Below are 19,957 nucleotides of genomic sequence, written 5' to 3'. Positions count from 1 at the left end.
GGATAACTAGGGTCAGTGGATTTGAATCCAGCTCCAGCTCCCAGCCCCTCGAGGTCAAATAACCCAAGAAGAATAAAAGGGAATTTCGCCCTTTTCTTCTTCTCGGAACATTTGCTTGTCGGGGCTAAACAGGGCGCTTGCGCCTTTTGTTCTTATGCTCTTGAAATATATTTTGCTTCAACCGTGTTAATAATTAACACATCACCTTCATTAATGAAGAATGGTACTTGAACGGATAAACCTGTTTCTAGTATAGCAGGCTTTGTCCCACCAGATGCAGTATCACCTTTTATACCTGGCTCAGTTTCAGCAACTTTTAACTCAACTGTGTTTGGAAGTTCGACACCAATTGTTTCACCTTGATAGGTCTGGATAGATACATTCATGTTTTCCTTAAGGAATTTCAATTCATATTCGATCGAGCTTGCAGGAAGCTCTGACTGTTCATATGACTGAGTATCCATAAAGACATGCATATCACCATTAGCGTATAGATATTGCATCGTGCGATTTTCAATTTGTGCTTTCGCTACTTTTTCTCCACCACGAAAAGTCTTCTCTTGGATTGCTCCTGTACGAAGGTTGCGAAGCTTTGATCGAACAAACGCTGCACCTTTACCTGGCTTAACATGTTGAAAATCTAAAACTCGCCAGATACCACCATCCACTTCAATTGTTAAACCTGTACGAAAATCATTAACTGAAATCATTCAAAAGATCCTCCTAAAAACATCTAATTAATTTAGTGTATTTCTATAGTATGATTAATTCCTTAGTAGAGAATGACAGTGATTGATTTCCATCTGCCGTAATCACTGTATCGTCTTCTATTCTTACTCCACCAACATTTGCCACATAAATTCCAGGTTCAACTGTCACAACCATACCAGGTTCTAGCTTCACATCAGACTTGAAGGACAATCCTGGGCCTTCATGTACCTCTAAACCAATACCATGACCAGTTGAATGACCAAAATATTCCCCGTAGCCTTTTTCAGTAATATAATCTCTTGTTAAGGCATCTGCCTCTTTACCTGTCATACCTGGCTTTATACCAGCCATCCCGCGCAACTGCGCTTCAAGGACAACATCATAAATATTTTTAAGCTCGTCACTTGGTTGCCCTACAGCTAGAGTTCTTGTAATATCTGAACAATACCCTTTATAATACGCACCGAAATCTAATGTCACAAATTCCCCTGACTGTATGATTTTATCTGAAGCAACACCATGAGGTAGTGCGGATCGATAGCCTGAAGCTACAATAATATCGAAAGAAGATGAAGCTGCGCCTTGCTTTCTCATAAAGAATTCCAGTTCATTTGAAATCTCAATCTCAGTTTTACCTGGGCGAATGACCGTAAGAATATGTTCAAATGCTGCATCAGCAATCTCGGTTGCTTCCTTTAATATCTTAATCTCAGAATCAGTCTTAATCAAGCGTAACTTTTCAATCACTCCTGATAAAGGGATGAGTTCTGCAGAAATGGCGTTTTGATAAGTCTTATATGTACTATATGTAACATGATCCTCTTCAAAGCCAAGTCTCTTTATTCCTAATTTCTCGACTTGATTGGCAATTTCATCTATGATTGCTGCCTTATGCTGAACCACCTCAAAGCCCTCAACCTGACTAGCTGCTTGTTCAACATAACGGAAGTCTGTGATAAACACAGCCTTTTCCCTAGATATAACGGCAACACCCGCAGTTCCTGTGAAATTGGTCATATATCTGCGGTTGAATTCACTTGTAATAAGCACACCATCGACATCATGCTCTTGAAAATGATTTCGAAGTTTTTCAATTTTTGTCATGTGTAATCTCCTCCCCTAATCTCTCTTTTAAGGCTAATAAGGCTAAGTGGTACCCTAAAACACCAAAACCGACAATTTGCCCCTGTGTGACGGGAGCAATTACTGAATGATGTCTGAATTCTTCACGAGCATGGATATTTGATATATGGACTTCAATTACGGGTATTGAAATACTTGCAATTGCGTCTCTAATCGCATAGCTATAATGTGTGAAGGCTCCTGGGTTAATAATAATACCATCTACAGATGAATCCGCATGATGTATTTGATCAATAAGTTCTCCTTCATGATTCGACTGAAAGCAATCCAAGCTTAATCGATGCTGTTGAGCAAGTATATGAAGATTATTTTCAAGCTCTTGTAACGTCACATTTCCATAAGTACTCGGCTCGCGTATACCTAATCGATTCAAATTGGGTCCATTTAATAAGAGAATGCGTTTCATCATATAGCAGACTCCTTACCAATAATTTGTTCAATATGTAAAAATAGAATGTTCACTGAACATTCTATCATAGGTCCTATTCATTTGAATAGTTCGGCTCACTCTTATTTGTAAGCTCTGATGCTTCAAAGGAGATCGAGAAGCCTATAAAAGTACCATATAGTACAAATAAGCAAATCGTTGTTACTATTGTGTTAACATCCAACTCCCTGATTGGATCAATCCCCGGAAATATAGGATTAAGGATAAAAAACACAATTCCCCATAAGACAACTCCGAATAGAACACCCATCCAAATTTTATCAAACTTTCTTAGCGTAGCGAGGTATCCAAACGCTACTAATATAGATATAAGTCCAATCAAGAAGATGGCAATAAACTGTCCTAGTACTCCACTCTTCCAATTACCAATGGTCCAAGGTTCCAATATCACATTGGGGGGAATCTTTGTAAAACTAAAAAGATATGCTAAGTAGCCAAGGGATGCCCAGAGCAGCCCTCCAAATATTCCAGTAATGGCCGTTCTAGCTCCAGGAGAGATCGGTTCTTCTTTTTTATTTTGTTCTAGCTTTTTATCTTCCACGATCATCCACCTCCACTAGTAGTATTTCCATATTAGCCAATAATATAAAGAAGTTTTTTGAGTTACGTCTATCATTCTGAAAACTTGTCTATACTATTGAAAGTTTAAGTAAAACATCTAGCTAATACAGGATTTTCCACTAACTTTGTTGCTATTTTAACTTATTGAGATAAAAATAAACCTAAGATTTGATTGTAGCGGAAATGAACGGACCCAATATAAATTCCTTTTTAAGCAATAAAGTACCCCAAAACAGTAAAATAATTGACATCAACCTAGAGCTTTATGTAACTTTTTAGTACAATAATAGTAGAGATAAGGAATTTAAACTACTACATAAGAATCCAAATAACTTCCCTTCAGTTATACTGTTAAAAGATGATTGGTAAAAGAATGCTTCATGAATTGTATAAAAGTGACAACATATCATTTTTATAAACATATTATTGTAAATAATAATGCTTGCTTTTCGTTTAGGAGGTGCTGAATGTGAAACCAAAAGGTCGTCAGTTGATTTTTATAGCTTTTGTCAGTCTTGCAGCGATTGGATTATTAACTACCTTAGCATCTGATCCAATGCAAATTGTTAGGATGGTCGGATTTGCTGTTCTTTTCGGTGTTATTATTTATTTTGCATTTAGATATATTCAAAGAAGAAATGGGACGAATTGGTCGGAAAACTCAAGATATAGAAAAGCCGCCGTACAGTCTAAGAAACGATTTAAAAATCAGCAAGGGAAAAAATCTTCAACACCTTCAAGTTTCAAACGAAAAAGCAATTCACATCTTACTGTTATTGAAGGTAAAAAGAATAATAAAAAGAAAAATCGAGCACTTCATTGATGAAGTGTTCGATTTTTTTAATAGGTCCAAGTTTTCAAAAACGATTCTGCCTTTTTATAGCCCATATTTATTAGCTCAACTTTTTGATTAATATTTAAATTAAATTCTCTTGAGTTGGCCTGATTCACTGGAATGAAAATGATGTTCTGTTCAAGACTTCGTGATATGTACCTTAAGTCATGCGCATCCATCATGGTTTCAAAGAGAGCCCTAAATAACTGAATTCCATTTTTTATTTGGTTGGGCTCTCTATTATGAAAATTAGGACTAAGCTGCAAACCAATCAGTGGTCGTTTATGCTCATTTCTTGTCTCCTGAAACAACCAGTAGGGGAAATTGCTCAACAACCCACCATCCACTATAATCGATCGGTTATTCTTTTTCCCCAGTTTTACGGGTTCAAAGAAGTACGGAATTCCAACACTCATTCGAACTGCTTTTGCTATTGAAAAAGAATCAGGCTCATATCCATATTTCGGCAAATCATCTGGGAATACAGCCATTCGACTGTTCGTCAAATCAGAGGCGACAATCCTTAAGGATGTTTTAGGTAAATCTCCAAACACCCTTATATTTTTTGCCAGTAGCTTGGCCTCTAACCACTTTTCCAAGACATCACCTTTATACAATCCTAATCTCCAATATAAGAATAACCACTTCGTGATAGTTTCAGGAAACCATGTATTTTTTGGATCTAAAAATCGTTTCAGATCTACTTCTCCCATTAATTCTTCTATTTCATTTCCTTGATAACCCACCGCAACTAAAGAGGCTAAAATTGCACCCGCACTTGACCCAGCCACTCTAACAAAGGAATGCCCTTGTGCCTCAATTGCTTTTACGGCCCCTATCAGCGCATACCCCTTAATGCCTCCACCCGAGAATACCCCATCTATTCTCACTTAGTCACCTCACCTAATATGGTCTATAAGATACATATTAAGAAGGTGGATCAAATATTAATACCTTTGTCGCTTACAAGTCTATGCAAAAGTTTCGTAAGTATAGGGAAAAGCAAACAAACTATGGGTTAGTTAGACAACGTAAGTTTATCAAGTAAAATATTGAATCTCAGCCTCAGGGAAAAATTCATGGATATAACGTCTTAATGTCGTCTCAATATCATCTGCTTCCTCTGTTTGATATACATACTTACCGATTCCATAGCGTCCCCATTTATATTTTCGTTTCGACTCATCCATTTCTAGTTTCGTTTTAGGATAACGCTTTTGAATTACATTTTTAGCTGGCTTTGTGAAACGATGCTGAATAAGCTCAAAGGTTAATCCATCTAAATTAACACCCTTTAGTGAATCTGATAACCTTTGGAATAGCTCTAAATACCCTTCTCGCCATCCTTCATGCATGTAGATTGGCGCTACAATAAAACCAAGTGGATAATCCGCATTTGCAACTTTTCGAGCAGCCTCTATTCTCTCTTCAAAGGAGGAAGTACCTGGTTCAAAATTTTTAATGACATAACGGGAGTTCACGCTAAATCGGAAACGCGTTCTTCCATTATGCTTCGCATCCAGTAGATGGTCCACATGTTGATACTTCGTTACAAAACGAAGCTGTCCATAATCTGTTTGCCCCATAAATTCAATGGTTTTCTTTAAGGAATGGGTCAAATGATCAATCCCAACAATATCAGAGGTACAAGCTGCCTCAAACCTTGTGATTTCTGGGGCACGCTCTTTCATATATTTCTCTGCTTGCTCAAAAATGTCATCTAAATTTACATAAGTTCTAATGTAAGGCTTACTTCCAAGTGTTGTTTGTAAATAACAGTAATGACAATGCCCCATACAACCAGTTGCAAGTGGAATGGCATATTCTGCAGAGGGCTTAGATGTGTCAAATTTTAGTGTCTTTCGAATGCCTACTACTAGAGTAGATTTCGCATTACGATATTGCTGTAATTCATTGTCTCCTGGTATACCTCTCACTTGATTATGCGAGGTGGTTTCTCTAATTTCTAAACCCATATTTTCAAATTTATCTTTAAGCTCCTTGCCAAGTGGATATTCAAGAGCCTGCGGTTCAAAATAAACTAATTGTGGAACAAACGCCTTCATATTTTCACCCCAAATCTAAACATTGGTGTTAGTATGAACAAAAATAGCTCTAAAGATAGAAAAAGGGATGGAACCAATTGCTGGGTTCCATCCCTTTATTTACTTTTTTATAATCCACATCTTAACTGTGCACCACAATCAGTACACGTATTACACCCACCAATTTCCTCTACTGTTCCTTGACGACAAACAGGACAAGTGTCTCCAACCTCTGAACCGTAGGTAACAGTTGTTGAACGGAGATCCTGGATTGTGTCTACTAGTACAACTGGCTTTTTCTTTTCTTCTTGTGGGAATAGCTCTTGTTGCTCTTCATCAAAGCTATTTTCTTCTGCCTTTAGCGTTAGTACCTGTGCATCACGGCTACCATCCACATAAACGGTTCCACCTTTTGCTCCACCCTTATAAAGACGCTCATATACCTTTTCTACTTGCTCGACTGTATATCCACGGGGTGCATTTACCGTTTTACTGATTGAGCTATCAATCCATCTTTGGATTACACATTGTGTATCAGCATGGGCTTCTGTTGTTAATTCCATCGCCGATACAAACCACTTCGGTAAATGATCAGGATCAGCCTCAGGGTGATTGTCTAAATACTCCTGAACAATATCAGCTTTCACTTCAATGAATTTACCAAGTCGACCACTACGGAAGTAGGAGAAAGAGAAATATGGCTCTAGCCCTGTTGATACCCCTACCATTGTTCCGGTACTTCCAGTAGGCGCAACGGTCAGTAAGTGAGAGTTACGGATACCATATGTCTTTATATCTTCTCTTAAATCTGCAGGCATCTTCTTCATGAAGCCTGTTTCAGTGAATGCATGACGAAGACGATTCGTCTCTTCATCTCCATCAGCAGTAAGGAATGGGAAGCTTCCTTTTTCTTTTGCCAACTCAACAGAAGCACGATAAGCTGTTGTTGCAATCTCCTCAAATACTTCGTCGACTAGCTTATTTCCTTCTTCAGAACCATATTCTGTTTCACAATATATTAATAGATCATGAAGTCCCATTACGCCTAAACCAACACGGCGCTCACCAAGTGCTTGCTTCTTATTTTCTTCCAAGAAGTACGGAGTCGCATCAATTACGTTATCCTGCATGCGAACACCAACTTCGACTGTTTGTCTTAGTTTTTCAAAATTAACCGTTTTAGTCGCTTTATTTGCCATTTCTGCAAGGTTAACAGCAGCAAGATTACACACGGAAAATGGTGCTAAAGGCTGCTCCCCACACGGGTTTGTTGCGACTACCTTTTGACCATAAGCTTGTGCGTTCGTCATGTCATTTGCATTATCGATAAAGAAGATACCTGGTTCAGCAGAATACGTCGCACAAATATTTATTAGATTCCATAACTCTTTCGCTTTAATTTTACGGTATACTCTTACCTTATGGCCGAGCTTTTCCCATTCTCTTACATCGCCAACTTCATGCCATGTCTCGTTATAAGCCTTCATTCCATCTGCATCATAGCTTTCTACATCCGGGAAGCGTAGTTCATATTCCTCATCATTTTCAACAGCTTTCATGAAATCATTTGTTAAACAGATTGAAATGTTAGCGCCCGTTAAGAATTCAGAGTTATGAACAGAATATGTTCCACCAACTCGTAGTTTCTCTTCTGCGTCCTTGATTATTCTATCACTAAAACCACCATATCCCGGAATATGCTTGTAATTAGTTATTCCTTGATACATGACTCGCTCTTGATCGGTCATTGGAGTAAACTTTAGCTTATCTTGAGCGGATTTCTTTATTTGTTCATCATTTATGTTTTCAATTAAAAAACGAAGAATTCTTGGATTTTGCATTTTTGAGATAATAAAGTCGATAATATCTGGATGCCAATCTGCTAGCATAATCATCTGTGCTCCACGCAAAATTGTTACTCCTCATGCAGAGGGGTGTGGTCATTTCTGCCACACTCTTACACTTTCATGTAAGGTCAGACTATCTCATCAAAGAAAGAAATACTTGATACTTTCGATTTAATTTTATATCTCCATACCTGTATAGCTGATTAAATAGCACTTTGATTTCTTTTATACTACTAAGATATAAATCAGAACATCCTTGTTTATGTGTTATTGAGTTTACATTTTTAGCATATCCACAAGATTTTAAATAAGATAATATGGATAGTAGCATTTCAGTATTACCAGTAAAGCCAAGTCTAGCTTTACAGTATCCATTTCTTTTGAAAACTCTTATATGACCGTCTGCATCAAAAAAACCTCTAATATAAGCCCACTGAAGTTCTTCATTGTTGAAGTTAATCCATTTTTCTAAACCTGTTTTCCTTGGGCCTATTCCTAATGCAATCAAGTCATTACACATTTTTGTGGAATTAATGACTAGTGAATATTTGTTTTGCTCATTTTCAGTGCTTTTCCTTCTGAATTTTATTGCATTCATCATATTCATCTCTTCACCAATATCGAATAGTAGTTGCTTATCATTTTCAGCTAGAGTTAATACTAATCTTTTGGACTTTATCCTATCAAAAATAGTACCATCACCAGTGATATATCCTACAATATAAGCTTGATTAGGCGTAACAATACTTTTAAAGTAATTTTCATCATAATTATATATTTTGCTCTTTAATTTCCCTGCTTCGCCTGGAGTTCTAATATCGATAAAGTGAAGTTCATCATTCCAACGCTTGATGGTTCCTCGGTTTATACCTAGAGTTTTTGCTATATCTACTTGGCTATAACCATCTTTATGGAGATTAATAATCGAATCTATCATTTCTTCTTTGTCTCGTGCCCCATAACCACGTTGCCGTTTGTTATGATTTACTTCTTCCATGGTTCCCATATGACACCCTCCTTATATTGGGTTTCTAATGATTGGGACTTTAGGAAGTTTCAATAGTCGTTGAACGTTGATCTTTGTTTCCAAAGATCCTTCGCTGCTGATTGCCCAATCTTTCTTCTTTTCAAACATTCACGCTCACTGTTGCCAGTCACGTTGTAGTGAAAAAAGCTCTAAGGGTGTTCCAGCAATTCACGAGATTTTTATCCCGCCATGGTGTTAACGGGACCCACCCTGCTCAACCAGATGTGTCAACTTAGCAATATCATCTAACCAAGAAACCGAACCTGAAGATTTCCCATTTACTCCTCTTGCTAATGTGTTACGAGGTCTTAATGTGGACCCATTTGTTCCAACTCCACCACCGCGACTCATGATTTCCATTACTTGTTTACGATGCTCTGAAATCCCTTCACGTGAATCCTTTACAAAAGGCATCACATAACAATTAAAATACGTTACATCTGTATCAGCACCAGCCCCATAAAGAACACGTCCTGCCGGTACGAAGTTCATTGTGACAAGTTCATGATAGAACTTCTCAAACCACTCTTGTCTTTTCTCTTCCGTTTTCTCTACTGATGCAAGACCTGTGGCATTACGCTTGGCAATCTGCTCATAAAATACTTCTAGTGGCTTTTCAATAACGTCTAAGGAGCGATTAATTATACCCGTTTCGACTTCCTCTGGCTTGTCCAACACATCACGATAATCTTCTTCTACTAGAACCTTTGCCATTTTTGTTTCCCAATCAATACTTACAATATAGCCTAATCCTCTAGCCGGAAATTTTGGATCTTCTTTAATCGTCAGGACAACAAAGTCTCCATTACTTAATGTAATTTTCTCCGTATCCTTAAAGGTATAACGATCTAGCATAACTAAGCGTGAAACACCCTTATGTGTAATGCTCATATCAGCAGTTATAGGATGTACTTGTGGAAAAACTCGAATATCCTCATTCAGTCTTTCTACATTAATTTTCATTGTTTTTTCAAGCGCAACAGTCAACTCTCACACAACTCCCTTATTAAAACTAATCGAGTTAGAATTCTAGTAATCTAGTTCAAACTCGAATTTCGATATTGATACTTTATCATATTCTCAAACAAAATATCAATATATAGTATATACTTAATTTTCGACAATACTATATATTGTGGTAAATGCAAATTAGCTTTATTTTGTCAAACATAAAAATGATGATAAAAAAGAGAGAAAATGAGCTATATGATAGAAAATGTTAGTTAATGACGAATTTTGGCTTATTTTCGTCCTTGCAATCTCTTTTATTAAATCAAATTAAATAAGCAATAAAAAAGTAGCTAGTCATTAAACCAGCTACTTCCCCACTATCTTCTAAAATTCCATTCATCGCTTTCATATTTCTCATTCGCTATAGTTAATACGGCTTGATGTTCAGCATCAGATAATTCATAAGGCTCTAACTCAATATCTAACCCTTTTTCAAACCCTGCCTTAAAAGCTCCAATCGCTTCTTCAATTGTAACTGGGGTGTCTCGTAAGGCATTAATTGCAACGGCCTTGTTTTTAAAGTTACGTTGCATACGCTCCTTTACTTTTTCACTAGGATATTTAAACAGGTTAAAAAGCAAATCCTCATCAATATCTAGTAGGATTGATCCGTGTTGGAGAATAACACCCTTTTGTCTTGTTTGCGCACTTCCCGCTACCTTACGTCCCTCTACAACAAGCTCATACCAGGACGGGGCATCAAAACAAACTGCTGACCGTGGATTTTTTAAACTTTCCCGTTCATCATCTGTTAGCGGTACAGCGAAGTAGGCATCCAGTCCAAGGAGTTTAAACCCTTCTAGCACTCCTTCAGAAATGACCCTGTAGGATTCTGTCACAGTTTTTGGCATACCTGGGTATTCTTCAGATACGATCACACTATAGGTTAGCTCTTGATCATGAAGGACCCCTCTCCCACCGGTTGGTCTTCTCACAAAACCAAGATTATGTTTTTTGACCATATCTAAATCAATTTCTTTTTCAACTTTTTGAAAATAGCCGATTGAAAGGGTGGCCGGATTCCATCCATAAAAGCGGATAGTTGGTGGAATGAGTCCTTTACTATGCCAATCTAACAGAGCTTCATCTAAAGCCATATTGAATGATGGCGAACAGCTCCCAGAATAAATATATCTCCATTGTTTTTTATTCATACTTATAACCCTCTTTATTTTATTTGCATGTTTAGTCTATCAAAAGAAACCAATAATTTAAAAGAAAATATAAAAGTTCTTTGAATCTTTGGTCCCGCCCTACTATAATAGAAGAGGGAAAACGAAAGAAACCAAGTTCTTAGCACTTACCAACATTAAGTTGGAACAAAGTGCTATAGAACGACAATCGTTACAAGGTACTTCATATATAAAAAAGGGGTCGATGATTCATGCTAGCAGCTTTGTTAATCTTACTAGGAGCCATTATTGCTTATTCTGTTGTAACTTTTCTATATCAAAGAAAAATATTAAAAACGCTTACTGAAGAGGAATTTAGAGAGGGTTATCGTAAAGCACAATTAATAGATGTTAGAGAACCCAAGGAATTCGAAGGTGGACATATATTAGGCTCACGTAATATACCATTATCTCAATTAAGAATGCGTCATAAGGAAATTAGACCAGATAAGCCCGTTTATATCTATTGTCAAAATGGTATTCGTAGTGGTCGTGCTGCTTCGATTCTAAGAAGAAAAGGAGCAAAGGATTTATACCAGCTTAAAGGCGGCTATCGCCTTTGGAGTGGGAAAATAAAACGAGGTAAATAGGATTTCTTAAAATAAACCTTTGATAAAGGGTTTATTTTTTTTGGAAAATAAAAGGGTTTTGAAGTTAAATGTAGTATTTATAATATATTATTTCGGGAAATCTCAGGTGGTGCTAGAATGACTGTAGAAGAAAGACTTTGTGAATTTTTAGAAACTAATTATGAGGATTTTCTGCAAAAATGGTCAAAAAATGTATTGGTTGCTGATAACGATCCTTATAAAGAAGAACTATTTTCAAATGGCCGAAAAATGATTCAGCTCGTCATTTTGTTTTTAAGATATGATTTTGATGAAGAACAACTACAAGCGCTTGCTTATAAGGTAGCTGAGGAAAGAGCTACAGCCAATGTGAACATCAGTGAATTTATCTACAATGTAAATTTAGGTAGAAGTGAAATTTTTAAGCATCTATACGACTCGCAAATATCATTAATTGACCTACAGCCAACCATTAATAGAATGAATTCCTGTTTTGATGAATTTATTTACCACGCTGTTAAGAGATATACAGAGCTAAGGGATCAAGATTTAAATGAAAAAAAATCGTTTATCCAACAAACACATCAAGATAGACTTACATTACTAGGACAAATGGCTTCTAGTTTCGTACATGAATTTCGAAACCCACTTACTTCGATAACAGGATTTATAAAACTCCTACAAAGAGAAAATCCTACCCTTGAGTATCTTCATGTTATTCAACACGAGCTTGAGCAACTAAATTACCAAATCTCTCAGTTCCTTCTAGTCTCCAAAAAAGAAGTGATTGGTAAGGAGAAGGAATCCTTCTCCTTTGAATACCTAGTAAAAGAAGTGGAAATGTTTCTTTATCCAACCATTGTTGATAATAACGTACTTATTGAAGTCACGATTGATTCAGAAGTAAACCTTTATGGATACCGTGACGAGTTTCGGCAAGTGTTTTTAAACTTACTAATGAACTCCATTGATGCACTAAAACTAATACAGAATGATCGAAGAATTACAATCCATAGTTATTTACAAAATGATGATATATTCTTATCCATCCATAATAACGGACCACGGATTCCTCAAGAGAAGATCGTATCGATTTTTGAGCCATTTGTTACAGACAAAAAGCTCGGCACTGGACTTGGCCTTTTTGTTTGCCAGCAAATTATCGAGAAACATCAGGGGAACATTTCCTGTATTTCAACAGATGAGCGAACCTCCTTTACTATACAATTACATAACCAGGTAAACAGCATAAGAACAAAAGGTGCAAGCGCCCCGTTTAGCCCCGACAAGCAAATGTTCCTACATCAATAAAAGGGTGCTCTTTCCCTTTTCTTGATGTAGGGTTATTTGACCTCGAGGGGCTGGGCGCTGGAGCCGGATTCAGATGCACTAGCCCAAGTTATCAACGAGTGATAAATTTTATAACTTTCTAAACAACGAAAAAACCTCATCTATCATGATAGATGAGGTTTTTTGCTATTATTACTTACTAATTATTGTTTTTGGTAACGTAAAATCGGCTTTCTAGCCGCAGTTGTTTCATCAAGTCGACTAACAACGGTGTGATGAGGGGCCTCTTGAACAATCTCAGGATTTTCTTCTGCTTCTCCCGCAATTTGAATCATGATGTTAATAAATTCATCTAATGTTTCCTTTGATTCGGTCTCAGTCGGCTCAATCATCATTGCTTCTTCCACATTTAATGGGAAGTAGATTGTTGGTGGGTGATAGCCAAAGTCTAATAAGCGCTTCGCGATATCCAATGTACGAACACCCAGCTTCTTTTGTCGTTTACCAGATAGAACAAATTCATGCTTACAATGTTGCTTATATGGAAGATCAAAATATGGCTCAAGACGACGCATCATATAGTTTGCATTTAAAACTGCATTCTCTGTTACTGCCTTTAATCCATCTGGACCCATTGAACGAATGTAGGTATATGCACGAACATTAATTCCAAAGTTACCATAGTATGGCTTTACTCTTCCTATTGATTGTGGGCGGTTATATTCAAAGTGATAGCCCTCTTCCGTTTTAACTAATACAGGCTTTGGTAAATAAGGAATAAGGTCTTCCTTTACCCCTACCGGACCTGAACCCGGACCGCCACCACCATGTGGACCTGTAAATGTTTTATGAAGATTTAAGTGTACAACATCAAATCCCATATCTCCTGGGCGAGCTTTACTTAACACTGCGTTGAGGTTGGCTCCATCATAATAGAGCTTCCCACCAGCATCATGGATAATCTGTGCCATTTCAAGAATATGTTGTTCAAACAATCCTAAAGTATTAGGGTTCGTTAGCATTAGAGCCGCAACATCAGAATCAACAACTCGCTTTAAATCCTCTAAGTCCACTAGACCATTCTCATCAGATTTAACAGTAATCGTCTCAAGACCGGCAACTGTTGCTGAAGCTGGATTTGTTCCGTGAGCTGAATCAGGGACGATTACTTTAGTACGGTTAAAATCACCGTTTGCCTCATGGTAAGCACGAATCATCATTAATCCAGTCCATTCCCCGTGGGCACCTGCAGCCGGTTGAAGAGTTACCTCATCCATACCTGTAATTTCTTTTAAGTGCTCTTGTAAATCAAATAATAGTCCCATTGCACCCTGTGCTGTTTCTTCCTCTTGAAGCGGGTGAACATGTGCGAATCCTGGGAATCTTGCCACGTTCTCGTTAATTTTCGGGTTGTACTTCATCGTACAAGATCCTAATGGATAGAAACCAGAATCAACACCGTGATTTCTTCTTGATAACGCTGTGTAATGGCGCATGATATCAAGCTCGGAAACCTCAGGTAGTTCTGCTTCTTCTGTACGAAGATATTCCGCTGGAATGACTTCTTCTACATTTACGACTTCGATATCTAATTCTGGCAGGCTATATCCGACACGACCAGATTTGCTTAATTCAAAAATAAGTGGTTGGTTTTCGTTATGCATGACAATCCCCCAATTCCTTTACAAATCGGTCAATTTCGTCTTTCGTACGCAATTCTGTTACAGCGACAAGCATATGATTCGCTAAGTTCTCGTCATCTCTCTTTAAATCATATCCACCAATTAATCCCTTTTTAGACAATTGAAGGTTAGCCTCTCTAACTGACAACGGAAGCTTTACAACAAATTCATTGAAAAACGGTCCAGAAAATGCGATTTCAAAACCAGCTTGTTGGAATGCTCTTTTTGCGTATTGTGCTTTTTGAATATTTTGTATAGCAATCTCTTTTATTCCCTTTTTACCTAGAGCTGTCATTGCAACAGAGGCAGCCAATGCATTTAATGCTTGGTTTGAACAAATATTCGAAGTAGCTTTATCCCGTCTAATATGTTGTTCACGAGCTTGTAATGTTAAAACAAAGCCTCGTCTACCTTGTTCATCAGTCGTTTGTCCAACTAGACGACCTGGTACCTTTCTCATCAACTTTGAAGAAACCGCAAAGTAACCACAGTGAGGACCGCCAAACTGTGTTGAAATTCCAAATGGCTGTGCATCCCCAACTACAATATCAGCACCAAACTTACCAGGTGGTGTTAATGCACCAAGTGCTAAAGGATTACTTGATACAATGAACATCCCTTTGTGCTGATGAGCAATGACTTCAATGTCTTTAAGAGGTTCAATTTGACCAAAAAAGTTCGGATACTGAACCACTACTGCTGCAACCTCTTCATTCATTTGTTCTTTAAGAACTTCTAAATCCGTTACTCCATTTACAACTGGAATTTCGACAACCTCTAGTCGCTGTCCGGTTGCATATGTTTGTAAAACGGCACGAGATTCTGGGTGAACAGCACCTGACACAAGAATTTTCTTGTTCCTAGTTTGCCCAGCACTCAAAGTAGCAGCTTCTGCTAATGCAGTTCCTCCATCATACATAGAAGAATTCGCAACATCCATTCCTGTCAATTCACAAATCATCGTTTGAAATTCAAAGATAGCTTGAAGCTCTCCTTGCGAAATTTCCGGCTGATATGGAGTATAAGCTGTATAAAATTCAGAGCGAGAAATAACATGATCTACAATAACGGGAATGTAATGATCGTATACCCCAGCTCCTAAAAAAGATGGATTATCTTTAATATTCAAACTTTTATTTGCTAGTTCCGTTAGTTCCTTCATTAACGCCGTTTCAGATTTGGCAGGCTTAATATTATACTCACCCTTAAAACGGACACTCTCAGGAATATCTTGGAATAATTCATCAACTGAGTCGACACCAATTGCTTTTAGCATTTCTTGCTGGTCTTGCTCAGTCATCGGTAAATAGCGATGCTTCATAGTGGTTCCTCCCGGTTACTTTTTTGGACGCTTATAGAATGGTGTTTGGACGACCTTTGCTTTTAATCGCTTCGTCCTAATTTGTACCTCAACCTCTGTGTCTAATTCTGTGTAGGAAGTATCGAGTAGTGCTAAACCAATATTCTTTTTAAGTGTTGGAGACTGAGTTCCTGTTGTGACAAACCCGATCTGCTGATCCCCGGCATATACTTCATAGTCATGACGTGGAATACCCTTTTCAATCATTTCGATACCCACAAGTTTTCTTGTTAACCCTTGCTCTTTTTGCTTTAGCATTGCCTCTTTACCAAAGAAATCTGCTTCTTTTTGAAGCTTGACCGCAAAGCCAATTCCTGCTTCTAGAGGGGTAATATCCTTCGATAGTTCCTGTCCATATAGAGCAAGGTTTGCTTCAAATCGAAGGGTATCACGAGCCCCAAGACCACAAGGCAGAACTCCTTCTTCCTTACCATTTTCTAAAATGGCGTTCCATAAAGCAACGGCATCTTCCGTACTACAGTAGATTTCGAAGCCATCTTCACCTGTATAGCCTGTTCTCGAAACTAACGCGGGAATACCAGAAATCTCAACACCTTCTTTAAAGCTAAAGAAGCCAATTTCATGAAGTGGAGTTTTCGTAAGTTTTTGTAAAACAGTTTCTGCTAACGGGCCTTGAATCGCCAACTGAGCAGTTTGCTCAGATACGTTTGTTAATTCAACTTCACCAGATAAGTGAGACTGTAACCAGTCAAAATCCTTATCAATATTGGAAGCATTAACAACGAGAAGATAATCTTGATCTGCTCTTTTATAAATTAGCAAATCATCAACCGTACCTCCAGTTTCATAACACATAGCGGTATATTGAGCTTTTCCAACTACTAGCTTTGAAACATCGTTTGTCATCATTTTTTGTAAAAAGTCCAAACTGTCCGAACCCTTTACTTCAAACTCTCCCATGTGAGAGACATCAAATAATCCTGCACGCTCTCGAACTGCCTCGTGCTCTTCCTTAATGCTTGAGAATTGGACAGGTAAGTCCCAACCACCAAAGTCGATCGTTTTACCCCCAAATTCTCGGTATACTTCAAATAAAGGTGTTCGCTTAAGCTCAGACATATGCTTCCTCCTTTTATATGTAACAAACAAAGTTTCTTAGGGTAGCCATAAAGCAATGTTATATCCTATCCAAATAAGTCTTATTAATCCTAGACAAAAAAAGGACAGAGATATCCATATAAAAATATGAATAATCTCTGTCCTGGGCACCTGAAAGTTTTGCTTTCGCATTTCCTCTTTGGTGGTTCATCTAATAAGCCTTACGAACGCTCTCCAGAGTAGCGTCAAACAAGAGTCTTTTTGCCTGAGAGATTCACGATGATTCGCTTGCTCCTTCGGCGCTACATTTATAACCAAAATCTACATCACTTCGATGATTCAATCCCTTTGGTTTTTGTAGTCTCTCCTCTTATTCTCATTCGCCTTATATAATTTTGCTAATTTATGGCTATACTAATTAAAAAGTGAGCAATTTTACTTGTAAAAACTATAATTATCCTACCATTAAAACTAGCAACAGGGCAATATACTTTTAAACGTAAAGACAAACTATTTTTAAGTTTTATGTCTTTTTGTTCGAGTTTAGGAAATGACAGACTGATTTCATTTGAATTTCACACAGTAAAGAATATGGTTTAGTCTATAGAATGTTCATTCTGATCAATATCCCTAATAGCTCTTAACTATTCCATTGTAAAAATAGATTATTTTATGAAAGGAATGTGTTTGATGCATCAAGTCGAGGTCATATTTGATGAGACATGGGAAGATGATTTTTATAAACGCTTTGAAGATGACGGTCCATGGGCGCATTTGGACCTTTATAAGTTGGCTTATGAAGTTGAGCAGCATCTCGCTATTCCTGAATTTGAAGGATTACAAGCACCAAAGCATCTCCCTAATCTAGAACCATTGCCACACCAATTAGAGGTTGCAAGAAATGTAGTAGAAAAGATGAATGGAAAAGCGATTCTTGCAGATGAGGTTGGTTTAGGAAAAACGATTGAGGCTGGTTTAATTTTAAAAGAATATATGATTCGTGGTTTAGTAAAGAAGGTGTTAATCCTTGTTCCTGCCTCACTTGTCTCTCAGTGGGTCATAGAACTTAATCAGAAATTTTTCATTCCTGCTGTTGGGCAGAAGAAAAGCTATGTCTGGGAGCAATGTGACGTTGTTGTCTCCTCCATTGATACGGCCAAGAGAGCTCCACACCGGGATATTATTTTTGACCAGAACTATGACCTAATTATTATTGATGAGGCACATAAACTAAAGAACAATAAAACGAAAAACTATGAATTTGTACAAATGTTAAAAAAGAAATTTTGCCTATTACTTACAGCAACCCCCATCCAAAATAGGGTGGAGGAGATCTTCAATCTAGTTTCTCTGTTAAAACCCGGACACCTAGGTAGTCAAAGTAATTTTGAAGAATCCTATAATGCTAAAGACCGTTCGTTAAATAATGATGAACATCTAAAAGAACTAGTTAATAAAGTGATGATTCGAAATAGACGTGGTGATACAGGCATTGAATGGCCAAAAAGGCATGTCAAAACGATACCTATTGAATTTTCGTCGGAAGAACGAGATTTATACGATACCATTAACGCACATAAACGTAATGCCCAAGGCCAGATTGGAAGTCAATTTTCTTTGATAACCTTACAACGTGAAGCTTGTAGCAGCCGCGAAGCCGTATATTATACGTTAAAGAACATGCTATCCAAAAGTGAAGGAAATTCATATGTGGAAACTTTGGTAGAGGATTTGATGGAAAAGATTGGAGCAATATCTACTAATGCAAAGGCTGAAAAAGTAGTGGAGCTTGTCAAGGAGATAAATGGAAAGGTAATAGTTTTCACTGAGTATCGGGCCACTCAGCTTTATCTTCAGTGGTTTCTTCAGCAGCATGGAATTTCTTCTGTCCCTTTTCGAGGAGGATTTAAAAGGGGCAAAAAGGATTGGATGAAGGAGCTATTTAAGAATAAGGCACAAGTTCTAATAGCTACAGAGGCTGGTGGAGAAGGGATTAACCTTCAATTTTGTCAGCATATCATTAATTATGACTTACCATGGAACCCGATGCGATTAGAGCAACGAATTGGTCGTATTCATAGACTGGGTCAAGAGAAGGATGTTCATATTTATAATTTTACCATTAAAGACACTGTCGAAGAGCATATATTGAAGCTTCTATATGAAAAAATCAACCTGTTTGAGCGAGTCGTTGGAGAATTAGATGAAATATTGACAAGGCTTGATTTCGGCAATATTGAAGACCATATTCAAGATATTCTGTCTCACTCAAAAACAGATGGAGAAATAAGAGTGAAGATGGAGAATCTAGCTTCATATATTGATTTTGCCCAACAAGACGTGGAAGAGGATGAGAATTATGCAGCAACATGAGATCCACCAATTTTTAGAGAGATATTTTATTGCAAATGAATGTGAGATTGTTGAAAATTCAGCAGGCTACCTTAATGTACAGCTTACAATTAACATGGATAAGGAATTAATGAACCGTCCCTTTTACTGGCATTACCTAGAAAAAACAGGAGGGACTCCCAATCCAGCCACACTAGCATTTTTAACCGATCCTACAAAAGTTACTACAGGTGATAATAAAGGAGAAGCAATTTATTTTGGTTCTCCCCGCTTACACCAAATATTCCAGTCCACTAAAGTATTAGCTAGTCATATTAGATTGTATGAAGAGGTGAAGCAACCTACCTTTACTAAAAATAGTGTACCGCTCCACCCTTGGCTGGGGTTAAATTTAAAAATATCCTATCAATCCGATCAAACTAGAGATGTCATCTTATCAGTAGGTTTAAGTCTAATTAATGGAATGATTATTGATCATTTTCAGGACCAGCTCAACCACTTATCTTTAACACCTAAAATCCCAGATTTCTGCTTTACTTTAACACCGATCATTAAGCCTCAAAGTGGCGTTGCACGTGTTAAACAAACGATTCGTTCCATCATCGATCATGATGACCATACATGGGCAAACGAGGCTAGAGAACGTTGGGACCAGGACCTTCGCCTACTGAATCATTTTTATGAGGACATCGAGGAAAAACCTGAATCCTATGAAGTCGAAAAGCAGGCGTTAAAAGAACAGTATGAACCTAAGGTAAAGGTATCGATTATTAATGGTGGAATCTTTTACTTATCCCAAGAGGCCGTGAAGGTTAAGCAGAATAATTAAAAAATAAGAAAGCCCA

The 19,957-nt window shown here is 37.6% G+C and carries 16 protein-coding genes, 2 pseudogenes and 1 riboswitch; of the genes and pseudogenes, 5 read left to right on the top strand and 13 right to left on the bottom strand.

Translation table 11 applies throughout. From position 1 onward, the window contains the following. Positions 1-152: 152 nt before the first annotated feature. From efp to M1D60_RS06315, 4 genes are all read right to left on the bottom strand, one after another. Positions 153-710, bottom strand: coding sequence for an elongation factor P (gene efp, locus M1D60_RS06330; RefSeq protein WP_456278323.1), 558 nt, complete (start codon positions 708-710; stop codon positions 153-155). Between the two features lie 43 nt (positions 711-753). Then, a complete protein-coding gene (locus M1D60_RS06325) occupies positions 754-1,815 on the bottom strand; it encodes a M24 family metallopeptidase (RefSeq protein ID WP_456278322.1) in 1,062 nt (353 codons plus the stop codon). Further along, the gene (gene aroQ / locus M1D60_RS06320; protein WP_456279367.1) at positions 1,802-2,260 is read right to left on the bottom strand and encodes a type II 3-dehydroquinate dehydratase; all 459 of its coding nucleotides are present in this window, start codon (positions 2,258-2,260) and stop codon (positions 1,802-1,804) included. Before aroQ ends, M1D60_RS06325 begins: the two co-directional genes overlap by 14 nt. 76 nt (positions 2,261-2,336) lie before the next feature. Continuing rightward, the gene (locus M1D60_RS06315; protein ID WP_456278321.1) at positions 2,337-2,849 is read right to left on the bottom strand and encodes a YqhR family membrane protein; all 513 of its coding nucleotides are present in this window, start codon (positions 2,847-2,849) and stop codon (positions 2,337-2,339) included. A gap of 483 nt (positions 2,850-3,332) precedes the next feature. Here M1D60_RS06315 and M1D60_RS06310 point away from each other — a divergent pair, with 483 nt between their 5' ends. Then, positions 3,333-3,686, top strand: a complete 354-nt coding sequence (locus M1D60_RS06310; protein ID WP_456278320.1) for an SA1362 family protein — start codon at positions 3,333-3,335, stop codon at positions 3,684-3,686. A 17-nt stretch (positions 3,687-3,703) separates the two neighbouring features. Here the strand turns inward: M1D60_RS06310 and M1D60_RS06305 are convergent, their stop codons facing one another. The 6 genes and pseudogenes from M1D60_RS06305 to M1D60_RS06280 all read right to left on the bottom strand — a co-directional run bounded on the left by M1D60_RS06305 (position 3,704) and on the right by M1D60_RS06280 (position 10,782). Then, entirely contained in the window at positions 3,704-4,588 is an 885-nt protein-coding gene (locus M1D60_RS06305) for a patatin-like phospholipase family protein (protein WP_456278319.1), read from the bottom strand. A gap of 150 nt (positions 4,589-4,738) precedes the next feature. After that, entirely contained in the window at positions 4,739-5,764 is a 1,026-nt protein-coding gene (splB, locus tag M1D60_RS06300) for a spore photoproduct lyase (RefSeq protein WP_456278318.1), read from the bottom strand. A 107-nt stretch (positions 5,765-5,871) separates the two neighbouring features. Beyond that, positions 5,872-7,650, bottom strand: a pseudogene (locus tag M1D60_RS06295) (vitamin B12-dependent ribonucleotide reductase); the annotation flags it as partial. A 73-nt stretch (positions 7,651-7,723) separates the two neighbouring features. Then, entirely contained in the window at positions 7,724-8,596 is an 873-nt protein-coding gene (locus tag M1D60_RS06290) for an LAGLIDADG family homing endonuclease (RefSeq protein WP_456278317.1), read from the bottom strand. 219 nt (positions 8,597-8,815) lie between these two features. Continuing rightward, positions 8,816-9,604, bottom strand: a pseudogene (locus M1D60_RS06285) (ribonucleotide reductase N-terminal alpha domain-containing protein); the annotation flags it as partial. A gap of 341 nt (positions 9,605-9,945) precedes the next feature. Next, positions 9,946-10,782: a lipoate--protein ligase family protein gene (locus M1D60_RS06280; RefSeq protein ID WP_456278316.1), complete on the bottom strand. Its 837-nt coding sequence runs from the start codon at positions 10,780-10,782 to the stop codon at positions 9,946-9,948. A gap of 230 nt (positions 10,783-11,012) precedes the next feature. Between M1D60_RS06280 and M1D60_RS06275 the strand changes: the two genes are divergently transcribed. Both M1D60_RS06275 and M1D60_RS06270 read left to right on the top strand, forming a co-directional pair. Beyond that, positions 11,013-11,390 carry a rhodanese-like domain-containing protein gene (locus tag M1D60_RS06275; protein WP_456278315.1) on the top strand — a complete coding sequence of 126 codons (378 nt, stop codon included), beginning with the start codon at positions 11,013-11,015 and terminating at the stop codon, positions 11,388-11,390. A gap of 117 nt (positions 11,391-11,507) precedes the next feature. Continuing rightward, positions 11,508-12,680: a histidine kinase N-terminal domain-containing protein gene (locus tag M1D60_RS06270; RefSeq protein WP_456278314.1), complete on the top strand. Its 1,173-nt coding sequence runs from the start codon at positions 11,508-11,510 to the stop codon at positions 12,678-12,680. Positions 12,681-12,862: 182 nt separating this feature from the next. On the opposite strand, the gene gcvPB is transcribed toward M1D60_RS06270, so the two are convergent. The 3 genes from gcvPB to gcvT are packed head-to-tail and all read right to left on the bottom strand — an operon-like array spanning position 12,863 to position 16,781. Further along, entirely contained in the window at positions 12,863-14,323 is a 1,461-nt protein-coding gene (gene gcvPB, locus M1D60_RS06265) for an aminomethyl-transferring glycine dehydrogenase subunit GcvPB (protein WP_456278313.1), read from the bottom strand. Continuing rightward, positions 14,316-15,662 (bottom strand): aminomethyl-transferring glycine dehydrogenase subunit GcvPA, encoded by a 1,347-nt coding sequence (gene gcvPA / locus M1D60_RS06260; RefSeq protein ID WP_456278312.1) that lies wholly within the window; start codon positions 15,660-15,662, stop codon positions 14,316-14,318. The genes gcvPB and gcvPA overlap by 8 nt, the downstream gene beginning before the upstream one ends. A 15-nt stretch (positions 15,663-15,677) precedes the next feature. Continuing rightward, positions 15,678-16,781 carry a glycine cleavage system aminomethyltransferase GcvT gene (gcvT, locus tag M1D60_RS06255; RefSeq protein WP_456278311.1) on the bottom strand — a complete coding sequence of 368 codons (1,104 nt, stop codon included), beginning with the start codon at positions 16,779-16,781 and terminating at the stop codon, positions 15,678-15,680. 222 nt (positions 16,782-17,003) lie between these two features. Then, positions 17,004-17,140, bottom strand: a riboswitch (glycine riboswitch). A gap of 310 nt (positions 17,141-17,450) precedes the next feature. Here gcvT and M1D60_RS06250 point away from each other — a divergent pair. Continuing rightward, positions 17,451-19,133, top strand: a complete 1,683-nt coding sequence (locus M1D60_RS06250) for a DEAD/DEAH box helicase (protein WP_456278310.1) — start codon at positions 17,451-17,453, stop codon at positions 19,131-19,133. Beyond that, complete coding sequence (locus M1D60_RS06245) at positions 19,120-19,941, top strand: YqhG family protein (RefSeq protein ID WP_456278309.1); 822 nt, start codon at positions 19,120-19,122, stop codon at positions 19,939-19,941. The genes M1D60_RS06250 and M1D60_RS06245 overlap by 14 nt, the downstream gene beginning before the upstream one ends. Positions 19,942-19,957: the final 16 nt, after the last annotated feature.

The organism is Bacillus sp. AK128 (assembly GCF_053903075.1).
The sequence above is the reverse complement of the archived record's forward strand: the minus strand, read 5'-3'. Positions and strand labels throughout refer to the sequence as shown.